The sequence below is a fragment of the Microtetraspora malaysiensis genome, assembly GCF_001528665.1.
Taxonomy (GTDB): domain Bacteria; phylum Actinomycetota; class Actinomycetes; order Streptosporangiales; family Streptosporangiaceae; genus Microtetraspora_A; species Microtetraspora_A malaysiensis.
Genome location: NZ_BBYJ01000010.1, coordinates 203,769 through 226,817 on the forward strand (window position 1 = coordinate 203,769; position 23,049 = coordinate 226,817).

At 70.2% G+C, this 23,049-nt stretch carries 23 protein-coding genes; 9 read left to right on the top strand and 14 right to left on the bottom strand.

Annotation, left to right across the window (positions count from 1 at the left end; translation table 11 throughout):
• The first annotated feature begins 67 nt into the window (after positions 1-67).
• The 5 genes from AWQ71_RS14525 to AWQ71_RS14545 all read left to right on the top strand — a co-directional run bounded on the left by AWQ71_RS14525 (position 68) and on the right by AWQ71_RS14545 (position 3,364).
• A complete protein-coding gene (locus AWQ71_RS14525) occupies positions 68-805 on the top strand; it encodes a GntR family transcriptional regulator (RefSeq protein WP_067132828.1) in 738 nt (245 codons plus the stop codon).
• 52 nt (positions 806-857) lie between these two features.
• Entirely contained in the window at positions 858-1,544 is a 687-nt protein-coding gene (gene radC / locus AWQ71_RS14530) for a RadC family protein (protein ID WP_067132829.1), read from the top strand.
• Positions 1,545-1,648: 104 nt separating this feature from the next.
• Positions 1,649-2,131 carry a GntR family transcriptional regulator gene (locus tag AWQ71_RS14535; protein WP_245658284.1) on the top strand — a complete coding sequence of 161 codons (483 nt, stop codon included), beginning with the start codon at positions 1,649-1,651 and terminating at the stop codon, positions 2,129-2,131.
• Positions 2,132-2,175: 44 nt separating this feature from the next.
• A complete protein-coding gene (locus AWQ71_RS14540; protein ID WP_067132835.1) occupies positions 2,176-2,655 on the top strand; it encodes a GntR family transcriptional regulator in 480 nt (159 codons plus the stop codon).
• Between the two features lie 106 nt (positions 2,656-2,761).
• Complete coding sequence (locus AWQ71_RS14545) at positions 2,762-3,364, top strand: DUF4142 domain-containing protein (protein ID WP_084258882.1); 603 nt, start codon at positions 2,762-2,764, stop codon at positions 3,362-3,364.
• Between the two features lie 186 nt (positions 3,365-3,550).
• Here AWQ71_RS14545 and AWQ71_RS14550 read toward each other — a convergent pair whose 3' ends face one another.
• A complete protein-coding gene (locus tag AWQ71_RS14550) occupies positions 3,551-4,423 on the bottom strand; it encodes a DMT family transporter (RefSeq protein WP_245658295.1) in 873 nt (290 codons plus the stop codon).
• An 88-nt stretch (positions 4,424-4,511) separates the two neighbouring features.
• On the opposite strand from AWQ71_RS14550, the gene AWQ71_RS14555 reads away from it, so the two are divergent.
• From AWQ71_RS14555 to AWQ71_RS14575, 4 genes are all read left to right on the top strand, one after another.
• Positions 4,512-5,912: an aminotransferase-like domain-containing protein gene (locus AWQ71_RS14555; RefSeq protein WP_067132845.1), complete on the top strand. Its 1,401-nt coding sequence runs from the start codon at positions 4,512-4,514 to the stop codon at positions 5,910-5,912.
• Positions 5,913-6,115: 203 nt separating this feature from the next.
• Entirely contained in the window at positions 6,116-6,847 is a 732-nt protein-coding gene (locus tag AWQ71_RS43800) for a CGNR zinc finger domain-containing protein (protein ID WP_245658285.1), read from the top strand.
• A 38-nt stretch (positions 6,848-6,885) separates the two neighbouring features.
• Positions 6,886-7,488 carry a GNAT family N-acetyltransferase gene (locus AWQ71_RS14570; RefSeq protein ID WP_067132848.1) on the top strand — a complete coding sequence of 201 codons (603 nt, stop codon included), beginning with the start codon at positions 6,886-6,888 and terminating at the stop codon, positions 7,486-7,488.
• Between the two features lie 163 nt (positions 7,489-7,651).
• Positions 7,652-8,521 (top strand): 1,4-dihydroxy-2-naphthoate polyprenyltransferase, encoded by an 870-nt coding sequence (locus tag AWQ71_RS14575; RefSeq protein ID WP_067132851.1) that lies wholly within the window; start codon positions 7,652-7,654, stop codon positions 8,519-8,521.
• A 105-nt stretch (positions 8,522-8,626) separates the two neighbouring features.
• On the opposite strand, the gene AWQ71_RS14580 is transcribed toward AWQ71_RS14575, so the two are convergent.
• From AWQ71_RS14580 to nusA, 13 genes are all read right to left on the bottom strand, one after another.
• Positions 8,627-9,064 carry a hypothetical protein gene (locus tag AWQ71_RS14580; protein WP_067132854.1) on the bottom strand — a complete coding sequence of 146 codons (438 nt, stop codon included), beginning with the start codon at positions 9,062-9,064 and terminating at the stop codon, positions 8,627-8,629.
• Positions 9,065-9,190: 126 nt separating this feature from the next.
• Positions 9,191-9,928, bottom strand: a complete 738-nt coding sequence (dapB, locus tag AWQ71_RS14585) for a 4-hydroxy-tetrahydrodipicolinate reductase (protein ID WP_067132856.1) — start codon at positions 9,926-9,928, stop codon at positions 9,191-9,193.
• Between the two features lie 119 nt (positions 9,929-10,047).
• Positions 10,048-11,358, bottom strand: a complete 1,311-nt coding sequence (locus tag AWQ71_RS14590) for a M16 family metallopeptidase (RefSeq protein ID WP_067132859.1) — start codon at positions 11,356-11,358, stop codon at positions 10,048-10,050.
• A complete protein-coding gene (locus tag AWQ71_RS14595; RefSeq protein WP_067132862.1) occupies positions 11,355-13,652 on the bottom strand; it encodes a polyribonucleotide nucleotidyltransferase in 2,298 nt (765 codons plus the stop codon). The genes AWQ71_RS14590 and AWQ71_RS14595 overlap by 4 nt, the downstream gene beginning before the upstream one ends.
• A 384-nt stretch (positions 13,653-14,036) precedes the next feature.
• Positions 14,037-14,306 carry a 30S ribosomal protein S15 gene (gene rpsO, locus AWQ71_RS14600; RefSeq protein ID WP_030450882.1) on the bottom strand — a complete coding sequence of 90 codons (270 nt, stop codon included), beginning with the start codon at positions 14,304-14,306 and terminating at the stop codon, positions 14,037-14,039.
• Between the two features lie 181 nt (positions 14,307-14,487).
• Positions 14,488-15,435 carry a bifunctional riboflavin kinase/FAD synthetase gene (locus AWQ71_RS14605; RefSeq protein WP_067133168.1) on the bottom strand — a complete coding sequence of 316 codons (948 nt, stop codon included), beginning with the start codon at positions 15,433-15,435 and terminating at the stop codon, positions 14,488-14,490.
• A gap of 93 nt (positions 15,436-15,528) precedes the next feature.
• Positions 15,529-16,428 (bottom strand): tRNA pseudouridine(55) synthase TruB, encoded by a 900-nt coding sequence (truB, locus tag AWQ71_RS14610; protein ID WP_067132865.1) that lies wholly within the window; start codon positions 16,426-16,428, stop codon positions 15,529-15,531.
• Between the two features lie 64 nt (positions 16,429-16,492).
• Positions 16,493-17,524, bottom strand: coding sequence for a DHH family phosphoesterase (locus tag AWQ71_RS14615; protein WP_157570347.1), 1,032 nt, complete (start codon positions 17,522-17,524; stop codon positions 16,493-16,495).
• A 30-nt stretch (positions 17,525-17,554) separates the two neighbouring features.
• A complete protein-coding gene (gene rbfA, locus AWQ71_RS14620) occupies positions 17,555-18,040 on the bottom strand; it encodes a 30S ribosome-binding factor RbfA (RefSeq protein ID WP_067132871.1) in 486 nt (161 codons plus the stop codon).
• Between the two features lie 53 nt (positions 18,041-18,093).
• On the bottom strand, positions 18,094-18,393 hold the full coding sequence (locus AWQ71_RS14625) for a DUF503 domain-containing protein (protein WP_067132874.1): 300 nt from the start codon (positions 18,391-18,393) through the stop codon (positions 18,094-18,096).
• 69 nt (positions 18,394-18,462) lie between these two features.
• On the bottom strand, positions 18,463-21,570 hold the full coding sequence (gene infB, locus AWQ71_RS14630) for a translation initiation factor IF-2 (RefSeq protein ID WP_067132877.1): 3,108 nt from the start codon (positions 21,568-21,570) through the stop codon (positions 18,463-18,465).
• Between the two features lie 191 nt (positions 21,571-21,761).
• Positions 21,762-22,058: a YlxR family protein gene (locus tag AWQ71_RS14635; RefSeq protein ID WP_067132880.1), complete on the bottom strand. Its 297-nt coding sequence runs from the start codon at positions 22,056-22,058 to the stop codon at positions 21,762-21,764.
• Positions 22,042-23,043 carry a transcription termination factor NusA gene (gene nusA, locus AWQ71_RS14640; RefSeq protein WP_084258884.1) on the bottom strand — a complete coding sequence of 334 codons (1,002 nt, stop codon included), beginning with the start codon at positions 23,041-23,043 and terminating at the stop codon, positions 22,042-22,044. The genes AWQ71_RS14635 and nusA overlap by 17 nt, the downstream gene beginning before the upstream one ends.
• Positions 23,044-23,049 lie beyond the last annotated feature (6 nt).

The window sequence follows — 23,049 nt, forward strand, 5'->3', positions numbered from 1 at the left end:
TCTGGGTTGTCCATCGGATACGCCAAGATTGGGCGACCGCATCAAAGCCCACCCCCAGGGATGGATGATGGCCAATTCCGATCCGGTCTACCTGCGCGTTGTCGAGGACATTCGACGTCAGATCGTCGATGGCACTCTGCCGCCGGGCGCACCGATCCCCTCACGTCACCAGATCACGCGGAAATACGGCGTCGGCGAGACCGCGGCCCGGCACGCGTTGCGCGTGCTCGCGCACGAGGGTCTCATCGTCGGCCGCGTCGGCTCCGGCCACCGCGTCCGAGAGAAACCGATATTGCTCCCCCTCTACCGAAGCCGCCTCCCCGACACCCTGGCCACGCTGCCGTCGGAGATCCACGGCGGCGGCTATCGCCCCACCTGGAGCTGGCGCAGCGAACTTTCGGAGGCCCCTCCGGAAATCGCCCAGCGCCTGCGGCTCGGGCAGGGCAGCCAGGTGACCAAGGTCTTCCACGTGGTTCGCGGCGACGGGCGACCGATCCAGCTCGCCACCTCCTACGAGCTGCTGGAGTTCAGCCTGGGGCAGCCCCCCGACGAGGGCACGACGGAGCGCAAGAGTGTTCTGGAACGCCTGGCGATCTCCGGGACGAAGATCACCGAGATCAGCGAGAGCGTTCACGTCAGGGTCCCCCAGCCGACCGAGAGCGACCTGCTCGAACTCCCGGCCGGGGTCCAGGTGATGCACGTCGAGCGCACCCACTGGACCGGCGACCGCCCGGTCGAGACCAGTGACATCGTCATCCCGGGCGACAGGTTCCGCCTGGTCTACGGGATCCCGGTCCAGCTCTGACTGTCGGTGGCCGCTGGTAGAACCGATCCGGATTCCCCGTCCGGAGGTGGCGATGCGCGTCAAGGATCTGCCCGTGGCCGACCAGCCCCGAGAGCGCCTGCTCGCCTCGGGCCCGGCCGCACTCGCCGATCGTGAGCTGCTCGCGCTGTTGCTCGGCTCGGGCAGCAAGGGCGCCAACGCCGTCGAGCTGGCCTCGCGGCTCATCGCCCATTGCGGCGACCTGGGAGAGCTGGCCCGGGCCGAAGCCCATCGCCTGCTGGCGGTTCCCGGCGTGGGTCCCGCCAAGGCCGCCCGCGTCGCCGCCGCCTTCCAGCTCGTACGGCGTGCCCAGGCCGAGCCGGAGCGGACCCGCATCACCTGCTCGGGAGACCTGGCCGCCGCCGCGGCACCACTCCTGCACGGCCAGGCGAGGGAACGCCTGGTCGTGCTGGTCTGCGACACCAGGGGCAACGTCCTGCGGCGGACCCTGGCCAGCGAAGGGGGCAGCGACCACACCCCCGCACCCGTTCGCGACATCATCACCACCGTCCTCGTCTCCGGCGGGGCCGCCTTCGGCCTCGCCCACAACCACCCCAGCGGCTCGCTTGAGCCCAGCCAGGCCGACCTGGAGGTCACCGCACGCCTGCTTGAGGCGGCCGAGACCGTCGGCCTGCGCTTCCTCGACCACGTGATCGTCACCGACACGCGCTGGCGCCGTATCCCCCTTCTCTCCCCTCCCCCTCAAGGCGCACGCGATTGATGATACGTCTAGTCGTATCCTTCCGTCTAATCTAGAGGAATCCTTCGGCTAGACAGACATAGCTCAACGGGATGGGTCGACACCGGTCGCCTATGTTGCCGACCGTGCTCGATCATGATGGCGACACCCACCTCTACGTGCAGATCGCCGAGATCATCCGGCAGCAGATCCTGCGCGGCGAACTGGCTCCGGGAAACGCGGTCCCAAGCGAGGCGGCGATCCAGAGTCAGTTCGGCGTGGCGCGCACGACGGCCAGGCGTGCCTTCCACATGCTTCGCGAAGAAGGACTCATCTACACGGTTCAAGGCGAGGGCACGTTCGTCGGGCCCCCGGGCGAGGCGCCTCGGGAGGCGCGGAGGACACCGCTCTACCGGCAGATCGCGGATGACGTCATCGAGCGCATCCGCCAAGGAGAACTCCGCCCGCGCCGCCCGATCCCGAGCGAGACCACCCTCCTGCAGCAGTACGACGTGGCGCGTGAGACCGTGCGCAGAGCCATCGCGCTCCTCCGAGAGGAGAAGTGGGTCTACACGGTCCCGCAGCGCGGCAGCTTCGTCTCCCCCGAGGAGAACTGGCCCAAGGATTAGCCGAACCGATCAACTACTTGTATCGATACGTCTAGTCTTGAAGCGTGCTTGACCGAGAGGGACCGATACCTGTCTACAAGCAGGTCGCTGAGATCATCCGTCGGCGCATCGATCACGGTGAGCTGAAGGCAGGCGACGCAGTTCCCAGCGAGGTCGAGCTGGAGGCCGAGTACGGCATCGCCCGCATGACCGCTCGGCGGGTGGCCCGGGAGCTCAGAGAACTCGGCCTCGTGCACACCATCCAGGGCGAGGGAACCTTCGTCGGAGACGACACCGCGCCGCGAAACCACCGCCGCCCCCTGCTCTACCAGCAGATCGCCGAGGAGATCGCCGAACGCATCCGGCGTGAGGAACTCAGCCCCAATCGGCCGATCCCCAGTGAGAAGGCCCTCATGCGGCAGCACTCGGTCGCCAAGGCCACCGTCCGGCAGGCCGTCGCGCTTCTCCGCGAGCGGAAGTGGGTCTTCACCGTCCCCTACCGGGGCACGTACGTCTCCCCCCGCGAGGACTGGCCCCAGGACTGAGGGCGATCTGGGACGTTTTTCTGCGGTTTGGCGGGTAGTGACCGGATGCGGGCGGCCTGTCCTGGCCGCGCCGTGATCGTCCGACAAGAGGTCCAGGGGGGATCTCATGGTGAGACGGATTGTCCTTCTGCTGGCAATCGTGATCAGCGCGCTGGTGGCAGGGGCCACCGGCGCGTTCGCGCAACCGAGCCCCAGTCCCACCGGCGCTCACAGTCCGAGCCCGAGCCCCGGCGTGAGCGAACAGGACCAGATGTTCCTCATCAAGGCCCACCAGGGCAACCTGGCGGAGATCCGGGCGGGAAGGCTGGCGCAGCAAAAGGGGCACACGTCGGCGGTACGCGACCTGGGAACGAGGCTGATCAAGGATCACACCAGGCTCGACACGAAGCTCCGGCAGGTGGCCAAGGACGTCGGCGTCCAACTGCCCCATGAGCCGAGCAAGCAGCAGCAGGCCCAGCTCAAGGAAGTGAGCGGGCTGAGCGGCGCCAACTTCGACCACGCCTGGGTCCAGTCGCAGCTGACCGCCCACCGCCAGACCCTGACCCTCATCAACAAGCAGCTGGCGAACGGCAAGTCTGAGCAGGTCAAGAAGACGGCCCAGGAGGCGAAGCCCGTCATCCAGGAGCACCTGACGCTGCTCAGGAAGGCGGCGGCCACCACAACTCCGCACATGGGCACTCCGACCGCGCACCCCACGCCCACCCACTGAGCGCCCCGTCCGGGCACGCCGGCGAACGCCGGGGCCCGGCACAGCCGCCTACGGCGCTCCTCCGCTTCCGAGGTCGCTCTCAGGGAGTCCGCTCCCGCACGGACGACCTCGGAAGCGCACGTCTGGAGAACCGCGGATCAGAGCATCCGGAATGATCGATGCAGCACGCCGGCTGCGTACGGTCGCTCAGGTCCGGTCCGGGCGCCTCGCCCCGAGTCCGCGGCTCACCTGGGTGACCGCCACGCACACCAGTACGGCGAGAGCCGCCGCGACCGTCGCCCAGCCGAACCGTTCGCCCATCAGGAGCCAGGCCCACAGCAGCGTCAGCAGCGGCTGCGCGAGCTGGACCTGCCCGGTACGGGCGATCCCGCCCATGGCGAGACCCGCGTACCAGGGGATGAATCCGAGGAACATCGAGACCAGGCCGACGTAGGCCAGCCCGCCCAGCGAGACGGCGTCCGGACTCGGGTCGGTCGTGAACGCGAGCACGACGGTGACGGGCACGGTGACCGGAGCGGCCACGACCAGCGAGTACGAGATGACGCGCCAGCCAGGGGTCTCCCTGGCCAACCGCCCTCCCTCGGTGTAACCGGCGGCGGCTCCGACCAGGGCGAGCACCAGGAGCAGATCCGCCACGGCGAAACGGCCGCCGCCGCGGGTGAGGACGAAGACCGTGATGGAGAGCGCGCCGCCGGCGCAGGCGATCCAGAACAGCGGCCGCGGCCGCTCCCCCGCGCGTAGCACCGCGCCCACCGCCGTCGCCGCGGGAAGCAGGCCGGTCACGACGGCCGCATGGGCCGTGCTCGCCCCGCCGTGCAAAGCCAGGGCGCTGAACAACGGGAAGCCGAAGACGACGCCCACGGCGATCACGAGGTACGACCGCAGATGCCCCCTCGGCGGCAGCAGCGGCGCGCCCGCCATGGCCAGGCAGGTGACGGCCGCCAGGGTGGCGAGACCGGCGCGCGCGAACGTGAGGAGGTACGGGTCGAACCCCCGCATCCCGAAGACGGTGCCGGGGAACGAGCCGGAGAACGACACAACGCCGACCAAGGCGAGCACGGTGCCCAACCAGGCGCTCCGCCGAACGGCGGCTCCCGCGCGGCTCGGCGCTACTGACGCCGTCTCGATAGCGCTATCGTAATCTCTCATGAATGACGATAGCAGTATCGCCCGTTTGGCCGCGATCCTGCGCGACGAGACGGAGCGCGCGCGGCCGGGCGATCGGCTGCCGTCCAGCCGGGAGCTGATGCGGCGGCACGGTGTCAGCCCGGTGACCGTCTCCCGCGCCATCGCGCAGCTCAGCGCGGAGGGCCGGGTCGTGACCAGGCCGGGCAGCGGAGCGTTCGTGGCCCCGGCGCGCGGGCGCGCGGCCGAGGCCCTCGACCTCTCCTGGCAGACCGTGACGCTCGACGACCGTATGGTCGATGACTCCGCCGTCTCCGGGCTCCTTGCCCGGCCGGCCGACGGAGTGATCCCGTTGACCGGCGGATATCTACCTCCCGACCTCCGACCGCTTTCGGCCCTGTCCGCCGCGGCCGCCCGTGCCGTACGACGGCCGGAGTCGTGGTCGCTACCTCCCCTCAACGGCGACCCGGGGCTGCGGCGATGGTTCGCGAGCGAGGCGGGCGGCACGGCCACGCCGGACGACGTGCTCGTGGTCAGCGGCGGCCAGGCCGGGCTCACCCACGCCCTGCGCGCGCTGGCCGCTCCGGGCAGGCCCGTCCTCGTGGAGACCCCCACGTACCCGGGGGCGCTGGCGGCGGCCAAGGCCGCCGGGCTACGTGCGACCGCCGTCCCGGTCGACCGGGACGGCGTACGGCCCGACCTGCTGGCCGAGGCGTTCGCCGTCACCGGGGCGCGGGTCTTCCTCTGCCAGCCCACGCTGCACAACCCCACCGGCGCGACTCTCCCTCTCGAACGCAGGGAGCAGGTGCTCGCGGTCGCGCGGGCGGCGGGTGCGTTCGTCATCGAGGACGACTACGCCCGCTATCTCGGGGCCGACCCGACCCCGCCCTCGCTCGGCTCGATGGACCCGAACGGCACGGTCGTCCACATCATCTCGCTGAGCAAGATCTCGGCGCCGAGCATGCGGGTGGCGGGGGTCATCGCCCGCGGCCCGGCGGCGCACCGCCTGCGGGCGAGCCAGGTGGTCGAGTCGTTCTTCGTCGCGCGGCCGCTGCAGGAGGCGGCGCTGGAGTTCGTCAGCTCACCGGCATGGCGGCGTCATCTCGCCGCCGTACGACAGGAGATCCTGGTGCGGCAGGGGGCGCTGCTCTCCGGTCTGGCCCGGTATGTGCCGCAGGCCGAGGTCGAACTCCGGCCTCACGGAGGGTTCCACGTCTGGGTGCGCCTCCCCCAGGGCACGGACGAGGCGGCGGTCGTCGAGGCCGCGCAGCGCAAGGGGGTGCTGGTCAGCCCCGGCCGCATCTATTACCCGTCAGAACCTCCCGGACCGCGCATCAGACTCACCCACATCGCCTCGTCGAGCGTCGCGGAGCTGGACGAGGGCGTGCGCCGCCTGGGCGCCGCGTTCCAGGACACACGCTGATCGAACGGAAGCGCCCCCGGCAGGCGAACGCCGCCAGGCCGCCCGCGTCGACCGGCACGGCGTTTCTGCAACCGCACGTCATCACCTCGGGCGGCGCTGAGCCCGGTCTGCATCCGGAACACAGCCGCGGCCGGGCCGGGGACGGTGCGGTCATTTCCCCGTCTGCGCCTCCCATACAGTGGTCGCGGGAGGGGATCACGCAGATGACAGGCCCCGCGGAGCTGCTTCGCGATTTCGTGAACACCTACGACGTCGAGTCGGACGTCGACGATCTCGCGTCACCGGCCGAGCTGACCGTATGGCTACAGGAACGCGACCTGATCCAGGACACGGATCGCGCGGCGGACGACGACCTCGTCCTCGCCGTCCGGCTGCGTGAGGGCCTCCGTGAAGCGTTGCGCCGAAACCACGACGCGACGCCGTACGAGATCGGTGCGGGACTGGAAGCGGCCCTGGCGACGTTCCCGCTGCGGGTGACGCTGGTGGGAGGCGTGCCCACTCTGGAGCCGGCGGCGTACGTCCCGCGCGGTGGTCCGGGATCATCGGGAACGCTCGGGCCGTCCGGCGTGCCAGGCGATGCCGACACAGGGTGTGCCGCCGGCACGTGGGGAACGGCCGGCCTCTCGGAAATGCCCGGCTCCCACGACTCGGCCGCCTCCAGTACGCCGGGGCCCTCCGGCGCCCCGGCGGTCTCCTCGGAGGGTGGGGTGGGCGCGGGCCTCGCCCGGATCGTCGCCGCGATCCCCGCCGCCCACGCCGAGGGGATGTGGCCCCGACTGAAGGTGTGCGCGGAGAGCACGTGTCAGTGGGCCTTCATAGACTCTTCCAAGAACCGCTCCCGATCCTGGTGTTCCATGCGGGTGTGTGGAAACCGCACAAAAACTCGGGCATATCGGGCACGACGCCAGACGGACGGTTCATCTCGCATCTCCTGACCAGTACGGTGATACATGTACAGAGAGGAGCCGGCCGCATGGGTGTTAGATCTGCCCGTCTGGAAGACGTCGACGCGGTGACGAGCACCCAGATCAGGGCGTGGAAGTGCGGATATCGCGACTTCCTCCCCCCCGGCCCGCTGGAGCAGATGACCGGCCCCGCCGCCGAGAAGATGTGGCGGCGACAGTGGGACGAGGCGATCCTCTCACCACCCACCCCGCGTCACCGCGTTCTCGTCGCGGTCGAGCGGGTGGTGCCCGACACGGACGCGTTCACGGCGCTCGGTCCCGGCGGCATCCTGGCCAGCGCGGCGTCCCGGGCGTCCGACCGGGTCGTGGGGCTCGCCTCGCACGGCCCCGCCGAGGATCCCGACCTGCGCCCGTCGGAGACCGCCGAGCTGCTCACCCTCCTCGTCGACCCGAACCACATCCGCCGCGGACACGGCAGTCGCCTGCTCAACGCCACGGTGGACCACCTGCGCGAGGACGGCTACAGCAGCGTCGTCACCTGGGTGTTCGCCGACAACCACCCGATGCTCGGCTTCCTTGAGTCGGCGGGGTGGGGCGAGGACGAGGCGGAGCGCGTGCTCGACATGGGCCGCCCCATCAGGATGATCCGTCTCGGCACCGACATCAGCTGACCTGCCCCAGCGTGAGCAGGATCCCCGTCGGTTCTCCGGCCCTCGTGGACGTGCCGTGTCCGTCGGTACGTCCTGCCCTGAGCCGTTGCACGACGGGACGCCCGCGGATGGTCGTGGCCGTGCGCGGGCTTCCACTCTCCGGTGATCTCACAAAGGTATAAACGTGGCCACACCAGCTCAATGGGTCGCGGGCGCGCGTCCCCGTACCCTTCCCGCAGCCGTCGTTCCGGTCGCCGTCGGCACCGGCGTAGCTGTCGCCGAGGGCGGAGCCGTCTGGTGGCGGGCACTCCTCGCCCTCTTCGTGGCGCTGGCTCTGCAGGTCGGCGTGAACTACGCCAACGACTACAGCGACGGCGTCCGAGGCACCGACAAGGACCGGGTCGGCCCGATGCGCCTCGTCGGGTCCGGCGCGGCCGCTCCCAAGGAGGTGCTGGCGGCGGCGCTGGGCTGCTTCCTCGCGGCCGCAATCGCCGGCCTGGCACTCGTGGTGGCCACCCGTGCCTGGTGGCTGCTGCTGGTCGGTCTCCTCTCGATCCTGGCGGCCTGGTTCTACACCGGGGGTTCCCGCCCGTACGGCTACCGCGCCATGGGCGAAATCTCGGTCTTCGTGTTCTTCGGCCTCGTCGCGGTCGCCGGGACGACATACGTCCAGTTGGAGCGGCTGCCCTGGCTGGCCCTGGCCGCCGCCGTCCCGGTGGGCCTGCTCGCCTGCGCCCTGCTCGTCGTCAACAACCTGCGCGACATCGTGACGGACGGTCCTTCGGGCAAGCGGACACTCGCCGTCGTCCTCGGCGACGGGCGGACCCGGCTGCTCTACGCGGCCGCGCTGATCGTGCCCTTCCTGATCGCACTCGGCGTCGTCCCCGACCGGCCGTTCGCCGCGATCGCCGTGCTCGCGCTCCCGCTGGCCATCGCACCGGTGCAGACGGTGCGCTCGGGGGCGACCGGGCCCGCGCTCATCGCGACGCTGCAGCAGACGGGGCGCCTCCAGCTCGCCTTCGGCGCCCTGTTCACCCTCGGCCTGGCCCTCTGACCAAGAGGCGCCGGCGAGGGCCGAAACCAAAGGGCAATCTGACGGCGGAGCCGTCAGGCACGTGTACGGGGCGCTCTGGCGCCCCGTACACGTATCGGCCTTTCGCTAGTTCACGGATGTGACGCCTTGGGCACGACCGTCGGCCATCCCCCTGATGAGTGAGACGACCTCATCGATCCGGGAGTCCATCCGATCGAAGCGAGAATCCATCCCGTCGAAGCGGGAATCCATCCGATCGAGACGAGAATCCATCGCATCGAAGCGAGAGTCCATCCGATCGAGCCTGGCGTCGATGTGGGTGAAGCTGGAGTCCACCGCGTCGAACCGGGCGTCGACGGAGTCGAAGCGGACCGAGACCTCCTGACGGAACTCCGTCATGTCGTCGCGTACGGCCTGGATCATGCGCGTGTTGGCGGCCTGAGCCTGCCGCACATCGGCGCGGACCCGTTCGACCTTGTTGTCCACCATGCCGATGGCGATCTTCATGGACTGCATGTCAAGTTCCAGTGCGGTGACCCGCTCCTCGAAACCAATGCCGGTCATGCCTCTCCCCTGGGCGGTCGGTTAGGGCCGCCGGGCGGCGACCCATGGGACAGCCTTCCTGAAGGCGGAAGTGGGGTGGCAAGCCGAAGCTCGTTCGGTGGATAAGCGGCTGCCTGTGGATGAGGTTTATAGGTCGAGGAGGTTCTCCAGACCGACCGTGAGCCCCGGAAGATCGCGTACCCGGCGCACACCGAGGAGCACGCCAGGGGTGAACGACGACCGGTTCATGGTGTCGTGCCGGATGGTGAGGATCTCTCCGTCACCGCCGAGCAGCACCTCCTGATGGGCGATCAGACCGGCCAGGCGGACGGCGTGGACGTGTACGCCGTCCACGTCGGCACCGCGGGCCCCCGGCAGCTCGGAGGTGGTCGCGTCCGGGGAGGGGCCGACGCCCGCCTTCCTGCGGGCCTCCGCCACCAGCTCCGCCGTACGGCGCGCCGTCCCCGAGGGGGCATCCGCCTTGTTCGGGTGGTGCAGCTCGACGATCTCCACCGAGTCGAAGTACTTGGCGGCCTGCTGGGCGAAATGCATCATCAGCACGGCGGCGATGCCGAAGTTCGGGGCGATCAACGCGTTCGTCCCCGGGTTGGCCGCGAGCAGGGCGCGCACCGTGTCCAGCCGCTCGGGGGTCCAGCCCGTCGTCCCGATCACCGGATGGATGCCGTGCGTGACACACCACTCGACGTTGTTCATCACCACGTCGGGATGCGTGAAGTCGACCACCACCTCGGCGCCGGCCAGCGCCTCCAGCGGATCGTCCTTGTCGACGGCCGCCGCCAGCTCCAGGTCGTCGGCCGCGTGTACGGCCTTGCAGACTTCCACGCCGACGCGGCCACGCGCGCCGAGAACACCCACCTTAATCACGGGCCAAGGCTATACCCGGACGTCACGCTCTCACCTGCAGCATGCGCGGCGCCGGCAGCTGAAAGACCCTGGACATGCGAAGGGCCCGGACCACCACGATCCGGGCCCCTCTCACGGGTTCAGGCGATCGCCCCGCTGAAGTCCTTGTCGGCGTACGGCCCGATGACGGCGAGCGTCAGCGGCCGGGTGAGGATGTCCTGCGCCACGGCGCTGACGTCCTCGGGCGTGACCGCCTCGATCCGGGCGAGAACCTCGTCCACGGACATGAGCTCTTCGTAGACGAGCTCGCTCTTGCCGATCCGGGACATACGGGAACCGGTGTCCTCCAGGCCGAGGACCAGCCCGCCACGCATCTGTCCCTTGCCGCGAGTGATCTCCTCGGCGGTGATGCCCTCGGCGACGATCCGGGACAGCTCGTCCCGGCAGATCTTGAGAACGTCGTCGATCTTCGAGGGGAGGCAGCCGACGTAGATGCCGAACTGGCCCGTGTCGGCGTACTGCGAGGTGTAGCTGTACGCGCTGTAGGCCAGTCCGCGTTTCTCACGGATCTCCTGGAACAACCGGGACGACATGCCGCCGCCCAGCGCCGCGTTCAGCACGCCGAGGGCGAACCTGCGGTCGTCGCCGCGGGAGACGCCGGTGGTGCCCAGCACGAGGTTGGCCTGCTCGGTGGGCCGGTCGACGACCCGGATGCCGGACCGCTGCTCGACGCCGGGGCCGTCGAGGCGCGGAGGCGCGGGCGGCGCGAGCTGGGCCAGGGCGCCGGCGCGCTCGTACGCCGCGGCGACCAGTTCGACCACGCGCTCGTGGTTCACGTTGCCCGCCACGGAGACGACCGTCAGCGGGGGAAGGTAGTAGCGCTGGTAGTACTCGTGGATCCGATCGCGGCTGAGCGCGTTGATCGACTCCTCGTTGCCCAGAATGGGCCGGCCGATGGGCGTGTCGCCGTACAGCTCGGCGGAGAACTGCTCGTGCACGACGTCCGACGGGTCGTCGTCGTGCATCGCGATCTCCTCCAGGATCACGCCGCGCTCGGACTCCACGTCCTCGGGGGTGATGAGGGAAGAGGTGACGACGTCGGCCAGGACGTCGATCGCCAGGGGGAGGTCCTCGTCGAGCACCCGCGCGTAGTAGCAGGTGTACTCCTTGGCGGTGAACGCGTTGATCTCACCGCCGATGCCCTCGATGGACGCCGAGATCTCCATGGCGTCCCTCGTGGAAGTGCCCTTGAAGAGCAGGTGCTCGAGGAAGTGGGTGGCCCCCATGTGCTCGGGGGCCTCATCACGGGAACCGATGCCGACCCACATGCCGACGGCGACACTGCGCACCGTCGGCATGGTCTCGGTCACCACTCGCAGACCGCCGGGAAGGACGGTGCGGCGGATGACCCCCGCACCGTCCTTGCCGGGATAGAGGATGGTGGTCGTCACGAGTTGCGGTCGTCCCGTCCGCCGCGGGTGCGCCGACGCGGACGCTCGGAGCGGTCCTCCTGCTGCTGCGGCGCCTCGGCGGGCTCGGCCGCCTCATCGCCGCCCGCGGCCTTCTCCGCGGCTTCCTTCTCGACGACCTCGACCGGGACGAGCGACAGCTTGCCGCGCGAGTCGATCTCGGCGATCTCCACCTGGATCTTCTCGCCGACGTTCATGACGTCCTCGACGTTCTCGATGCGCTTGCCGCCGTGCAGCTTGCGGATCTGCGAGACGTGCAGCAGGCCGTCCTTGCCGGGCAGCAGCGAGATGAACGCCCCGAAAGCGGCGATCTTCACGACCGTGCCCAGGTAGCGCTCGCCGACCTCGGGCATGTGCGGGTTCGCGATGCCGTTGATCAGCGACCGGGCGGCCTCAGCGGACGGACCGTCGGTGGCGCCGATGTAGATCGTGCCGTCGTCCTCGATGGTGATCTCGGCGCCGGTGTCGTCCTGGATCTGGTTGATCATCTTGCCCTTGGGCCCGATGACCTCGCCGATCTTGTCGACCGGGACCTTGATCGTGATGATGCGCGGCGCCGTCGGGTTCATCTCCGCGGGAGAGTCGATGGCCTCCTGCATCACGTCCAGGATCGCCAGGCGGGCCGCCTTGGCCTGCTTGAGCGCCGCGGCCAGGACCGACGCCGGGATGCCGTCGAGCTTGGTGTCGAGCTGCAGCGCGGTGATGAGGTCCTTGGTGCCGGCGACCTTGAAGTCCATGTCGCCCATGGCGTCCTCGGCGCCGAGGATGTCGGTCAGGGTGACGTACTGGTCACCCTCGCCGATCAGGCCCATGGCGATGCCGGCGACCATCTCCTTGAGCGGCACACCGGAGTCGAGGAGCGACATCGTCGAGGCGCAGACCGAGCCCATCGAGGTCGAGCCGTTCGACCCGAGAGCCTCCGACACCTGGCGGATCGCGTACGGGAACTCCTCGCGGCTCGGCAGCACGGGGATCAGCGCCCGCTCGGCGAGCGCACCGTGACCGATCTCGCGCCGCTTCGGCGAGCCGACGCGGCCCGTCTCACCGGTGGAGTACGGCGGGAAGTTGTAGTTGTGCATGTACCGCTTGGTGCGCTCCGGGTTGAGCGTGTCGATCATCTGCTCCATGCGCAGCATGTTGAGCGTGGTGATGCCCAGAATCTGGGTCTCACCGCGCTCGAACAGAGCCGAGCCGTGGACCCGCGGCACGACGTGGACCTCGGCGTTGAGCTGCCGGATGTCCTTGGTGCCACGCCCGTCGATGCGGATGCCCTCGGTCATCACCCGCTCGCGCATGAGCTTCTTGGTCAGCGACCGGAACGCGGCGGAGACCTCCTTCTCACGCCCCTCGAAGTCGGCGAGCAGCTTCTCGGCGGCGAGGGCCTTGACCCGGTCGATCTCGGTCTCGCGCTCCTGCTTGCCGGCGATCGTCAGCGCGGCGGCGAGCTCGCTGCGCACCGCGGCGGTGACCGCCTCCAGGACGTCGTCCTGGTAGTCGAGGAAGATCGGGTACTCGGCGGTCTCCTTCGCGGCGACCTTGGCCAGCCGCGACTGCGCCTCGCACAGGACCTTGATGAACGGCTTGGCCGCCTCCAGACCCTGGGCCACGGCCTCCTCGGTCGGCGCGGCGTCGCCCTCGGCGACCAGCTTCAGCGTGTCGCGCGTGGACTCGGCCTCGACCATCATGATCGCGACGTCGCCGTCCTGCAGGACCCGGCCGGCCACCACCATGTCGAAGGTGGCGCCCTCCAGCTCTGAGTGCGTCGGGAAGGCCACCCACTGGCCGTTGATCAGCGCGACGCGGACGCCGCCGATCGGGCCGGAGAACGGCAGCCCCGCGAGCTGCGTCGACAAGCTCGCCGCGTTGATCGCGACCACGTCGTACAGGTGGTCCGGGTGCAGCGACATGACGGTCGCCACGACCTGGATCTCGTTGCGCAGGCCCTTGACGAACGACGGGCGCAGCGGCCGGTCGATCAGGCGGCAGGTGAGGATCGCGTCCTCGGACGGCCGCCCTTCCCGGCGGAAGAACGAGCCGGGGATGCGGCCCGCGGCATACATCCGCTCCTCGACGTCGACGGTGAGCGGGAAGAAGTCCAAGTTCTCCTTCGGATGCTTGGACGCGGTGGTGGCGGAAAGGACAGTCGTCTCCTCGTCCAGGTAGACGACGGCGCTTCCGGCCGCCTGGCGCGCGAGCCTGCCGGTCTCGAACCGGATGGTACGCGTGCCGAACGAGCCGTTGTCGATAACGGCTTCTGTGCTGTGGACACCCTCCACGGGGGACCTCCTTCTCGGGTCGGTCTCCCCCACGTCCGTGTGCTGCGGTCAAGGCAGCCTGACCGGCCTACCCCTTCCTTTGCCGGCTCCCCGTCAGGTGCAGTGCCGGTCTTCGATCGAAGCGCCCGGTTCCCTCCGCGGCTGTGCCGCATGACCGGGGGCCACTACCGAGGACCGGCCCTCTCACGCCGCGGATCGCGCGTGTGCTTGCGTGCGGACGCGGGGCACTGTCTGTCGGGTTGAGGAGACTATCCGGTCTCCTCTCCCTTTCGGCTATTAAGTTTGCGCGGTCCTAAGCCCGCTTCTGCGGCGACTCGCCGAACCGTAGGCCTATTTTGACCTGATATGTGAAAGGAGCGGCGTTGGATCGCCGCTCCTTTCACCCTATCGACGAAGGCCGAGCCGCTCGATCAGGGAGCGGTAGCGGGTGATGTCCTTGGCCTGCAGGTACTTCAGCAGGCGGCGCCGACGGCCGACCAGCAGGAGCAGCCCGCGACGGCTGTGGTGGTCGTGCTTGTGGGTCTTCAGGTGCTCCGTCAGGTCGCTGATCCGCTTGCTGAGCAGCGCGATCTGGACCTCGGGGGACCCGGTGTCACCCTCGCTGGCGCCGTACTCGGCGACGATGGCCTTCGTGGTGGCGGTGTCAAGCGACACTGCATCTCCTTTTCTGGGAGGCACGCGTAAGGATGGTTCCAGCTCGCGAACGACCGTGCGTGCCAACAGTCGCCGTGCCAGCCCGGCCACTCGGCGGACATACACCCGCACCGATGGCCGACATGCAAGGCTACCATCGCGTTCCGCCACCCGGGACGGGCGGGGCGTGACCGGCCGCTCTTCAGCCGCTGGTCAGCCGCCTGGCCTCGGCCACGTCGGCGTGCATCTGCTCGATCAGCGCCTCGATCGAGTCGAACTTGAGATTGTCGCGGAGTCGCGTCGTGAAGTCGACCGCCACGTGCATGCCGTACAGATCGAGGTCGTCGCGGTCCAGCGCGTACGCCTCGACCGTCCGGGCGACGTTCTGGAACGTGGGGTTGGTGCCGACCGAGATCGCGGCGGGCCAGAGCTCCCCCTCGTATCGCGAGGGCGACTCGGTGCAGCGCAGGTAGCCGGCGTAGACGCCGTCGGCCGGGATCGCGGTGTGCTGCGGCGACTCGACGTTGGCGGTCGGGAAGCCGAGGGCCCTCCCCCGCTGGTGGCCACGCACGACCACGCCCTCGACCCGGTGCGGACGACCCAGCTCGGCCGCGGCGGCCTCGACGTCGCCCTCCGCCAGCCGCCCGCGGATGCGGGTGGACGAGATCGCCTCGCCCTCACTCACCAGGGGCACGCCTTCCACCACGAAGTCGTACTTCTCACCGAGCGTGCGCAGCGTTTCCAGATCGCCGGACGCCTTGTGGCCGAAGCGGAAGTTCTCCCCCACGACCACGCCGGCCGCGTGCAGCCGGTCGACGAGCGTGGTCTGCACGAACTCGTCCGGCGACATCCGGGAGAACTCCACCGTGAACGGCATCACGCACACCGCGTCGACGCCCAGCGACACGAGCAGCTCGGCGCGGCGGCGCGTGTCGGTGAGCAGCGGCGGGTGGCTGCCGGGGCGGACCACCTCGTCGGGATGCGGGTCGAATGTGATGGCGACCGAGGGAAGTCCGAGCTTCGCGGCCATGTCCACCGCACGCGCCACCATCTGCTGGTGACCGCGATGTACCCCGTCGAACACGCCGATCGTGACGACGGATCTGCCCCAGTCCTCGGGCACGTCGTCCAGTCCGTGCCAGCCCTGCACCTCGACCTCGATTCCCTCACACGCGATCCGGCAGTAGACAAGACTGCCATGCCCGGACACCTGACCGGGAACCAACCCCCGCCGATCCTCTTCTCACGGGACGAACACCGCGAGCGGCCGGGCCGTACGCCCCCGCTCCTCGACGAGCGCGAGCAGCGTGCCGTCGGGGGCGAAGACGCCGATGGGACCGGAGCCGAGCCCCGCGGCGGGCAGCCGGCCGCCGTGCGCGACCAGGCGCGCCTCCTCCTCGGTCACGTCCCTGCGTGGGAATGCCGCCGCCACCGCGTCCGCCATGGGGAGAATCACGCACTCCTCCACGAGCTGCTCGATCGTGCGCGCCGACTCGATCGTGTACGGCCCGACACGGGTACGGCGCAGCCGGGTGAGGTGCCCGCCGACGCCGAACCCGTTCCCGAGGTCGCGGGCCAGCGCGCGGATGTAGGTGCCGCTTGAGCAGGTGACAATCGCGTCCACGTCCACCACGTCGCCCTCGTGGCGGATCGCGGTCACCTCGAAGCCGTACACGGTGACGGGGCGGGCGGCCAGCTCGACCTCCTCGCCGGCGCGGGCCCGCTTGTACGCGCGCTCGCCGTTCACCTTGATCGCGCTCACCTGGGGCGGAACCTGGCTGATCTCGCCGGTCAGCGCCGCGACGCCCTTGCGGACGTCCTCGTCGGTCACGTGCCCGGCCGGCACGGTCGCCACGACCTCGCCCTCGGCGTCGTCGGTGTTGGTGCTCACGCCGAGCCGGATCGTGGCCTCGTACACCTTCTCGGTCAGCGCGAGGTGGCCGAGAAGCCGGGTCGCCTTCTCGACGCCGACCACCAGAACGCCGGTGGCCATCGGGTCGAGCGTCCCCGCGTGGCCGACCTTGCGGGTGCCGGCGACGCCGCGCATCTTGCCGACCACGTCGTGGGAGGTCCACTCCGCGGGCTTGTCCACGATGATGAGGCCGCTCGGGGGCGGGGTTCGCCTGGCCTTGGCCGTGCGCATGACGCTGGTCCTCCGCAGGGATGGTCGAGCAGGGATGGTCGGGAGAGGTGGATGGGACGCCCGGTCAGGACGAGAGCAGGGGGCGCAGGGCCGCCATGATGTCAGGCGGCGACTCGCGGGAGGAGAAACCCGCGGCGCGCGGATGACCGCCTCCGCCCAGGGCCGAGCAGGCGCGTCCCACGTCCACGGCCCCCTTGGACCGGGTGGAGACGTTCCACGTGCCCGTGTCGTCCTCCTTGAGCACCACCGCGACGTCCGCCTCCTCGACCCGGCGGACGACGTCGATCACGCCCTCCACCTCGTCGTACGGCAGGGCCGCCGCGGCGCGCTCCGCCCGCGTCACGTACGTCCAGACCAGGCCGTGCCCGCCGGCGGCGGCGGGTTCGAGCGTGACCCGGCCGATCGCGGCGCCGAGGACGGTGAGATAGCCGAAGGGCGCGCCGTCCCACAGCTCCCGCGCGATCTCGTCGGGACGCAGCCCGGTCGCGATCAGCCGCGCGGCCAGCGCGTGGACCTCCGGCGTGGTGGAGTACTTGAACGAGCCCGTGTCGGTCACCAGCGCCGTGTAGAGGCAGGTCGCGACGTCGATATCCACGGCCAATCCCAGGCGCCGGACAAGCTCCTCGACCAGGACGGACGTGGCGGCGACGGTGGAGTCGACCAGGTTCAGCGTGCCGAACCCGGTGTTCGACGCGTGGTGGTCGACCACGACCAGTTCCCCGGCCTGGCCCGCGTGCGGGGTGAGCAGGCCCAGCCGCTCCACGGTGGAGGCGTCGAAGGTCATCATCAGCGGCGGCCCGGTCGGATAGTCCAAGGGATCGACCAGCAGGTCCTGCCCCGGCAGGAAACGCAGCAGCCGCGGCACGGTGAAGCGGCGGTCGCCGAAGGACGCGACCACCTCCTTCCCCGCGCCGCGGAGGGCGAGGCCGAAGCCGAGCATGGAGCCGAGGGCGTCACCGTCCGGCGACACGTGACAGGCCAGCGCGATCCGGTCCGCGGCGGCGATCAACTCGACCGCGCGCGCCCAGTCCCGCTCGTCGGGCGCCGGGATGCCGCCCGCCGCGGGCTCGACCCGACCGCCCGCGTCCCGTGTCACGTCCGGTGCCACCTTCCGCGCCGCGTCCGCTCAGATCGCCCGGTGGCCGGGGCGCTCGGACTCGTCGTCACTCTCGTCGTCGCCCGCCTCGCCGTCGTAGGCCTCCTCAAGGCGGTACGGGTCGGCCTCGCCGGCGTAGTTCGCGCCCTCGGCCCGCTTGGCGATCTCGGCGTCCTTGGCCCTGGCCACGGCGAACAGGTCGTCCATGTGCCGGGCGCTGTCAGGCAACGGGTCGTGCACGAACGTGAGCGTGGGGGTGTGCCGCAGGCCGGTCTGCCGGCCCACCTCGGAGCGGATGATCCCCTTGGCGCTCTCCAGGGCGGCGGCCGTGCCGGCCCGGTCCACCTCGGATCCGAAAACGGTGTAGAAGACCGTGGCGTCACCGAGGTCGGCGGTGATCCGGGCGTCGGTCACCGTCACGAAGCCGAGGCGCGGATCCTTGATCCGTCGCTCCAGCATCTCGGCGACCACCTGCTGAATGCGGTCGGCCAACTTCCTGGCGCGCGCTGCGTCCATGGCCGCGCTCCCCCTTCTCGGTTCTGGCACGGCCGCGCTCGGGGCACGGCCGTCTATTCTTCGTCGTCGTTGAAAAGCCGCTGTCGCGCGGACAGCAGCTCGATCTCGGGGCGGAAGGCGACGAGACGCTCGCAGGCGTCGAGTACCTCACCGCAGTTGGCCGCGGAGGCCGACACCACGGCCACACCGATCTCGGCACGGCGATGCAGGTCGAGATGGCCGGTCTCGGCCACGGCCACCCCGGGAAACCGCCGTTGCACCTCGGCGACGAGGGGGCGGATCACGGAACGCTTCTGCTTCAGCGACCGCACGTCGCCGAGCAGGATGTCCAACGTCAGAGCACCGATGTACATCGATTTCTCACCGCAGAACGACGGTCACGCCGCCGCCCCCGCACCAGGCGGGGGCGGCGGCGTCACACGTCACACGCGCGGCTTCTCCTGCATCTCGAACGTCTCGATGACGTCGTCGATCTTGATGTCGTTGTAGCCGACACCGATACCGCACTCGAAGCCCTCGCGGACCTCGGTCGCGTCGTCCTTGAAGCGACGCAGCGACGAGACGGTGAGATTGTCGGCCACCACGACACCGTCGCGGATGATCCGTGCCTTGCTGTTGCGGGTGATCGTGCCCGAGCGGACCAGAGCACCGGCGATGTTGCCGATCTTCGGCACCTTGAAGACCTCGCGGACCTCGGCGGTACCCGTCCTGACCTCTTCGAACTCCGGCTTGAGCATGCCCTTGAGGGCCGCCTCGATCTCCTCGATCGCCTGGTAGATGACCGAGTAGTACCGGATGTCGACGCCCTCGCGCTCGGCCAGGTCGCGCGCCCGGACCTCCGGACGCACGTTGAAGCCGATGATGACGGCGTTGTCGTCGGCCACCGCCAGGTTGACGTCGTACTCCGTGATCGCACCGACGGCGCGGTGCAGAACCCGGAGGTTGACCTCTTCGCCGACGTCGATCTTGAGTAGCGCGTCCTCGAGGGCTTCCACCGAACCGGAGACGTCACCCTTGATGATGAGCTTGAGCTCGTCGACCTGACCCTTCTCGAGGTCCTTGAACAGCTCCTCGAGAGTGCGCCGGCGGCCGGACTTCGCCATGTCGGCGATGCGCTGACGGGCCGCCCGCTGCTGGGCGATCTGCCGCGCCATCCGGTCGTCGGTGACGACGATGAAGTTGTCGCCCGCGCGCGGGACAGCGGTCAGACCGAGCACCAGGACCGGACGCGACGGGTCGGCCTCTTCGACCGTCTCGCCGTTGTCGTCCAGCATCGCCCGGACGCGGCCGAAGGCCTCGCCACAGACGATGGAGTCGCCCACCCGGAGCGTGCCGCGCTGCACCAGCACGGTCGCCACCGGACCGCGGCCCTTGTCGAGATGCGCCTCGATGGCCAGGCCCTGGGCGTCCATGTCCGGGTTCGCCCGCAGGTCGAGCTCGGCGTCGGCGGTCAGCAGGATCGCCTCGAGCAGCTTGTCGATGCCGAGGCCCTGCTTGGCGGAGATGTCCACGAACAGCGTGGAGCCGCCGAACTCCTCGGCCACCAGGCCGTACTCGGTGAGCTGGGCCCGGACCTTGGTCGGGTCCGCACCCTCCTTGTCGACCTTGTTGACCGCGACCACGATCGGCACGTCCGCCGCCTGCGCGTGGTTCAGCGCCTCGATCGTCTGCGGCTTCACGCCGTCGTCTGCGGCGACGACGAGCACCGCGATGTCGGTGGCCTGGGCACCACGGGCACGCATGGCGGTGAACGCCTCGTGACCGGGGGTGTCGATGAAGGTGATCTTGCGGGTCTCACCCTCGTGCTCGGTGGCCACCTGGTACGCACCGATGTGCTGGGTGATGCCACCCGCCTCGCGCGCGACCACGTTGGTGTGCCGGATCGCGTCGAGGGTCTTCGTCTTACCGTGGTCGACGTGGCCCATGACGGTCACGACCGGCGGACGCGGCGCGAGGTCGGCCTCGTCACCCTCGTCCTCACCGAACTCGATCTTGAAGGACTCGAGAAGCTCGCGGTCCTCCTCCTCCGGGCTGACGACCTGGATGATGTAGTCGAGCTCAGCGCCGAGAAGCTGCAGCGTCTCCTCGTTGACCGACTGGGTCGCGGTCACCATCTCGCCGAGGTGCAGCATGATCTGCACCAGCGACGCGGGGTTCGCGCCGATCCGGTCGGCGAAGTCGGACAGGGACGCGCCACGCGGCAGACGGATCGTCTGCCCGCCGCCACGCGGAGCCTGGACGCCGCCGATCGACGGAGCCGACATGTTGTCGAACTCCTGGCGCCTCTGCCGCTTCGACTTGCGACCACGGGTCGGACGCCCGCCGGGACGACCGAAGGCGCCCGCCGTACCGCCACCGCGGCCGCGGCCGCCGCCACCGGGACGACCGACGAAACCGCCGCCGCCACCACCCGGGCCACCGCCCGCACCGGGACGACCGCCGGTGCCCGTACGGGCACCGCCGAAGCCGCCGCCACCACCGGGACGACCGGCACCGCCACCGCCACCGGGACGGCCACCGCCGCCACCGCCGGGACGGCCACCGCCGCCACCGCCGGGACGACCGGCACCGCCACCCGGAGCGGCCGGGCGGCCCTGCGGCATCATCATCGGGTTCGGACGCGGACCACCGGGACGCGGACCACCGGCGCCAGGCCCCGGACGGGGACCGCCGGCACCAGGGCCAGGACGGGGACCGCCCGCTCCCGGACCGGGACGCGGACCGCCGGCGCCGGGAGCACCCGGGCGCGCCGACGGCGGACGCGGCATCGCGCCGTCGCGGGCGCCGTCACGCCGCGGCTCGCGAGGACCACGGTCGCCGCGGTCGCCGCGGTCGCCGCGCTCGCCACCGTCGCGGGCGCCGGGACGCGGAGGCCGCTGACCCATGCCGCTCGCGGTGGACGAGAACGGGTTGTTGCCCGGACGCGGACCGCGCGGGCCCGGCTTGGGCGCACCCGGACGCGGAGCCTGACCGGACGGCGTCGGCGCACCCGGAGCGGCCGGACGCGACGCGGGACCCGGGCGCGGGCCCGGCTTCGGCGCGCCGCCACCCGGACGGGGGCCGGACGCGGCCGGACGCGGGGTCTCGGGCCGCGCAGCCTCGGGCCGCGGAACCTGCGGACGCACCGCGGGCCGCGCCGCCTCGGGCCGCGCAGCCTCGGGCCGCACCTCCTCGGGCGCGGGCTGCGTCGGATGGGGCATGGGAACCGGACGGGGCGCGGGCCGCGGGCCCGGCTTGGGGACCGGCCTGACGCCGGCGTCCGGAGACTGGGAAACAGGCGCCGCCGCGCCGGCGGCCTGGCCTTCGGCCGGCCTCGGCGCAGGCCGAGGCTGCGCCGGACGGGGAGACGGCTTGCCGCCCCTGGAGGAGTCGCCCTTACCGAACGCCTCCGTAAGCTTGCGGACGACCGGTGCCTCAATCGTTGAGGACGCCGATCGCACGAACTCGCCCATCTCGGTGAGCTTGGCCATCACGACCTTGCTCTCTACTCCGAACTCCTTGGCGAGTTCGTAAACCCGGACCTTCGCCACTGCACTCCCTAACTCGGCCCGGGAGGCTGGCTGGCCGCCGGACCGTCGCTACCTAGACGTACTCATCGCCGCGTGCTCATCAGGCGCTCATAGCAATCTGACTCCGCCCATCAACTCGGCGTCCCTTACATGACAGTTCGTTCCGACCCCATGCCTACCGTGAGATCGGCAATTGGTAACCATTCACCCGGTCAGCGCCGGGCGTCAAGCCCCGCGAGGTAGTCACTCAGACGCGTCACATCGAGCGTCCTCCCGGTGCGGAAGGCACGAGAGAACGCCCGGCGACGCATCGCGAGCTCCAGACAGCTCGGCGCGGGATGCAGTGACGCACCTCGCCCAGGAAGCCGTCCTCGCACGTCGGGGACGATGACGTCCTCGACCACGACCAGGCGGAGCAGCTCGGACTTGACCGTGCGAACCCGGCAGCCCACGCAAGTTCTCAGCGGGGCCGCCTGGCCACCATGCTCCAGCTTACCTTGCCGACGCATCAGCGGGATCGGCCGGTGCCTCCTGGGTGTCCGGCCGGATGTCGATGCGCCATCCGGTGAGCCGGTTGGCGAGGCGGGCGTTCTGCCCCTCCTTGCCGATCGCCAGCGAGAGCTGGTAGTCGGGCACGATCACCCGGGCGACGCGCGCCTCCGCGTCGACCACCTCGACACGGGAAACACGCGCGGGCGACAGGGCATTCCCCACGAACTCCGCCGGGTCCTCCGACCAGTCGATGATGTCGATCTTCTCGCCGTGCAGCTCGGTCATCACGTTGCGCACACGCGAACCCATCGGGCCGATGCAGGCGCCCTTGGCGTTCACGCCGCCCTTGCGGGAGCGTACGGCGATCTTCGTGCGGTGGCCGGCCTCGCGGGCGATGGCGGCGATGTCCACCGTGCCGTCGGCGATCTCGGGCACCTCAAGGGCGAAGAGCTTCTTCACCAGGTTGGGGTGCGTCCGCGACAGCGTCACCGACGGCCCCTTGGGCCCCTTCTTCACCTGCACCACGTAGCAGCGGATCCGCTCGCCGTGGGTGTACTCCTCGCCGGGGACCTGCTCGTTGTGGGGCAGGATCGCCTCGATCTTCCCCAGGTCGACCAGGACGACCCGCGGGTCCTTGCCCTGCTGGATGATCCCGGCGACGAGCTCACCCTCGCGGCTGGCGAACTCCCCGAAGTTGATCTCGTCCTCCGCGTCCCGCAGCTGCTGCAGGATCACCTGCTTGGCCGTGGTCGCGGCGATGCGGCTGAAGTTGCCGGGGGTGTCGTCGTACTCCCTCAGCACCTCACCGCCCTCGCCCAGCTCGACCGCCCAGATGGTCACGTGACCGGTGGCGCGGTCAAGCTCGGCCCTGGCCTTCTGCGCCGCGCCCTCGGTACGGAAGTAGGCGATCAGAAGCGCGTCCTCGATCGCCTTGACGACGAGGTCGAAGGAGATGTCCTTCTCCCGCTCCAGGCTGCGCAGGACGCTCATGTCAATGTCCACAAGGCT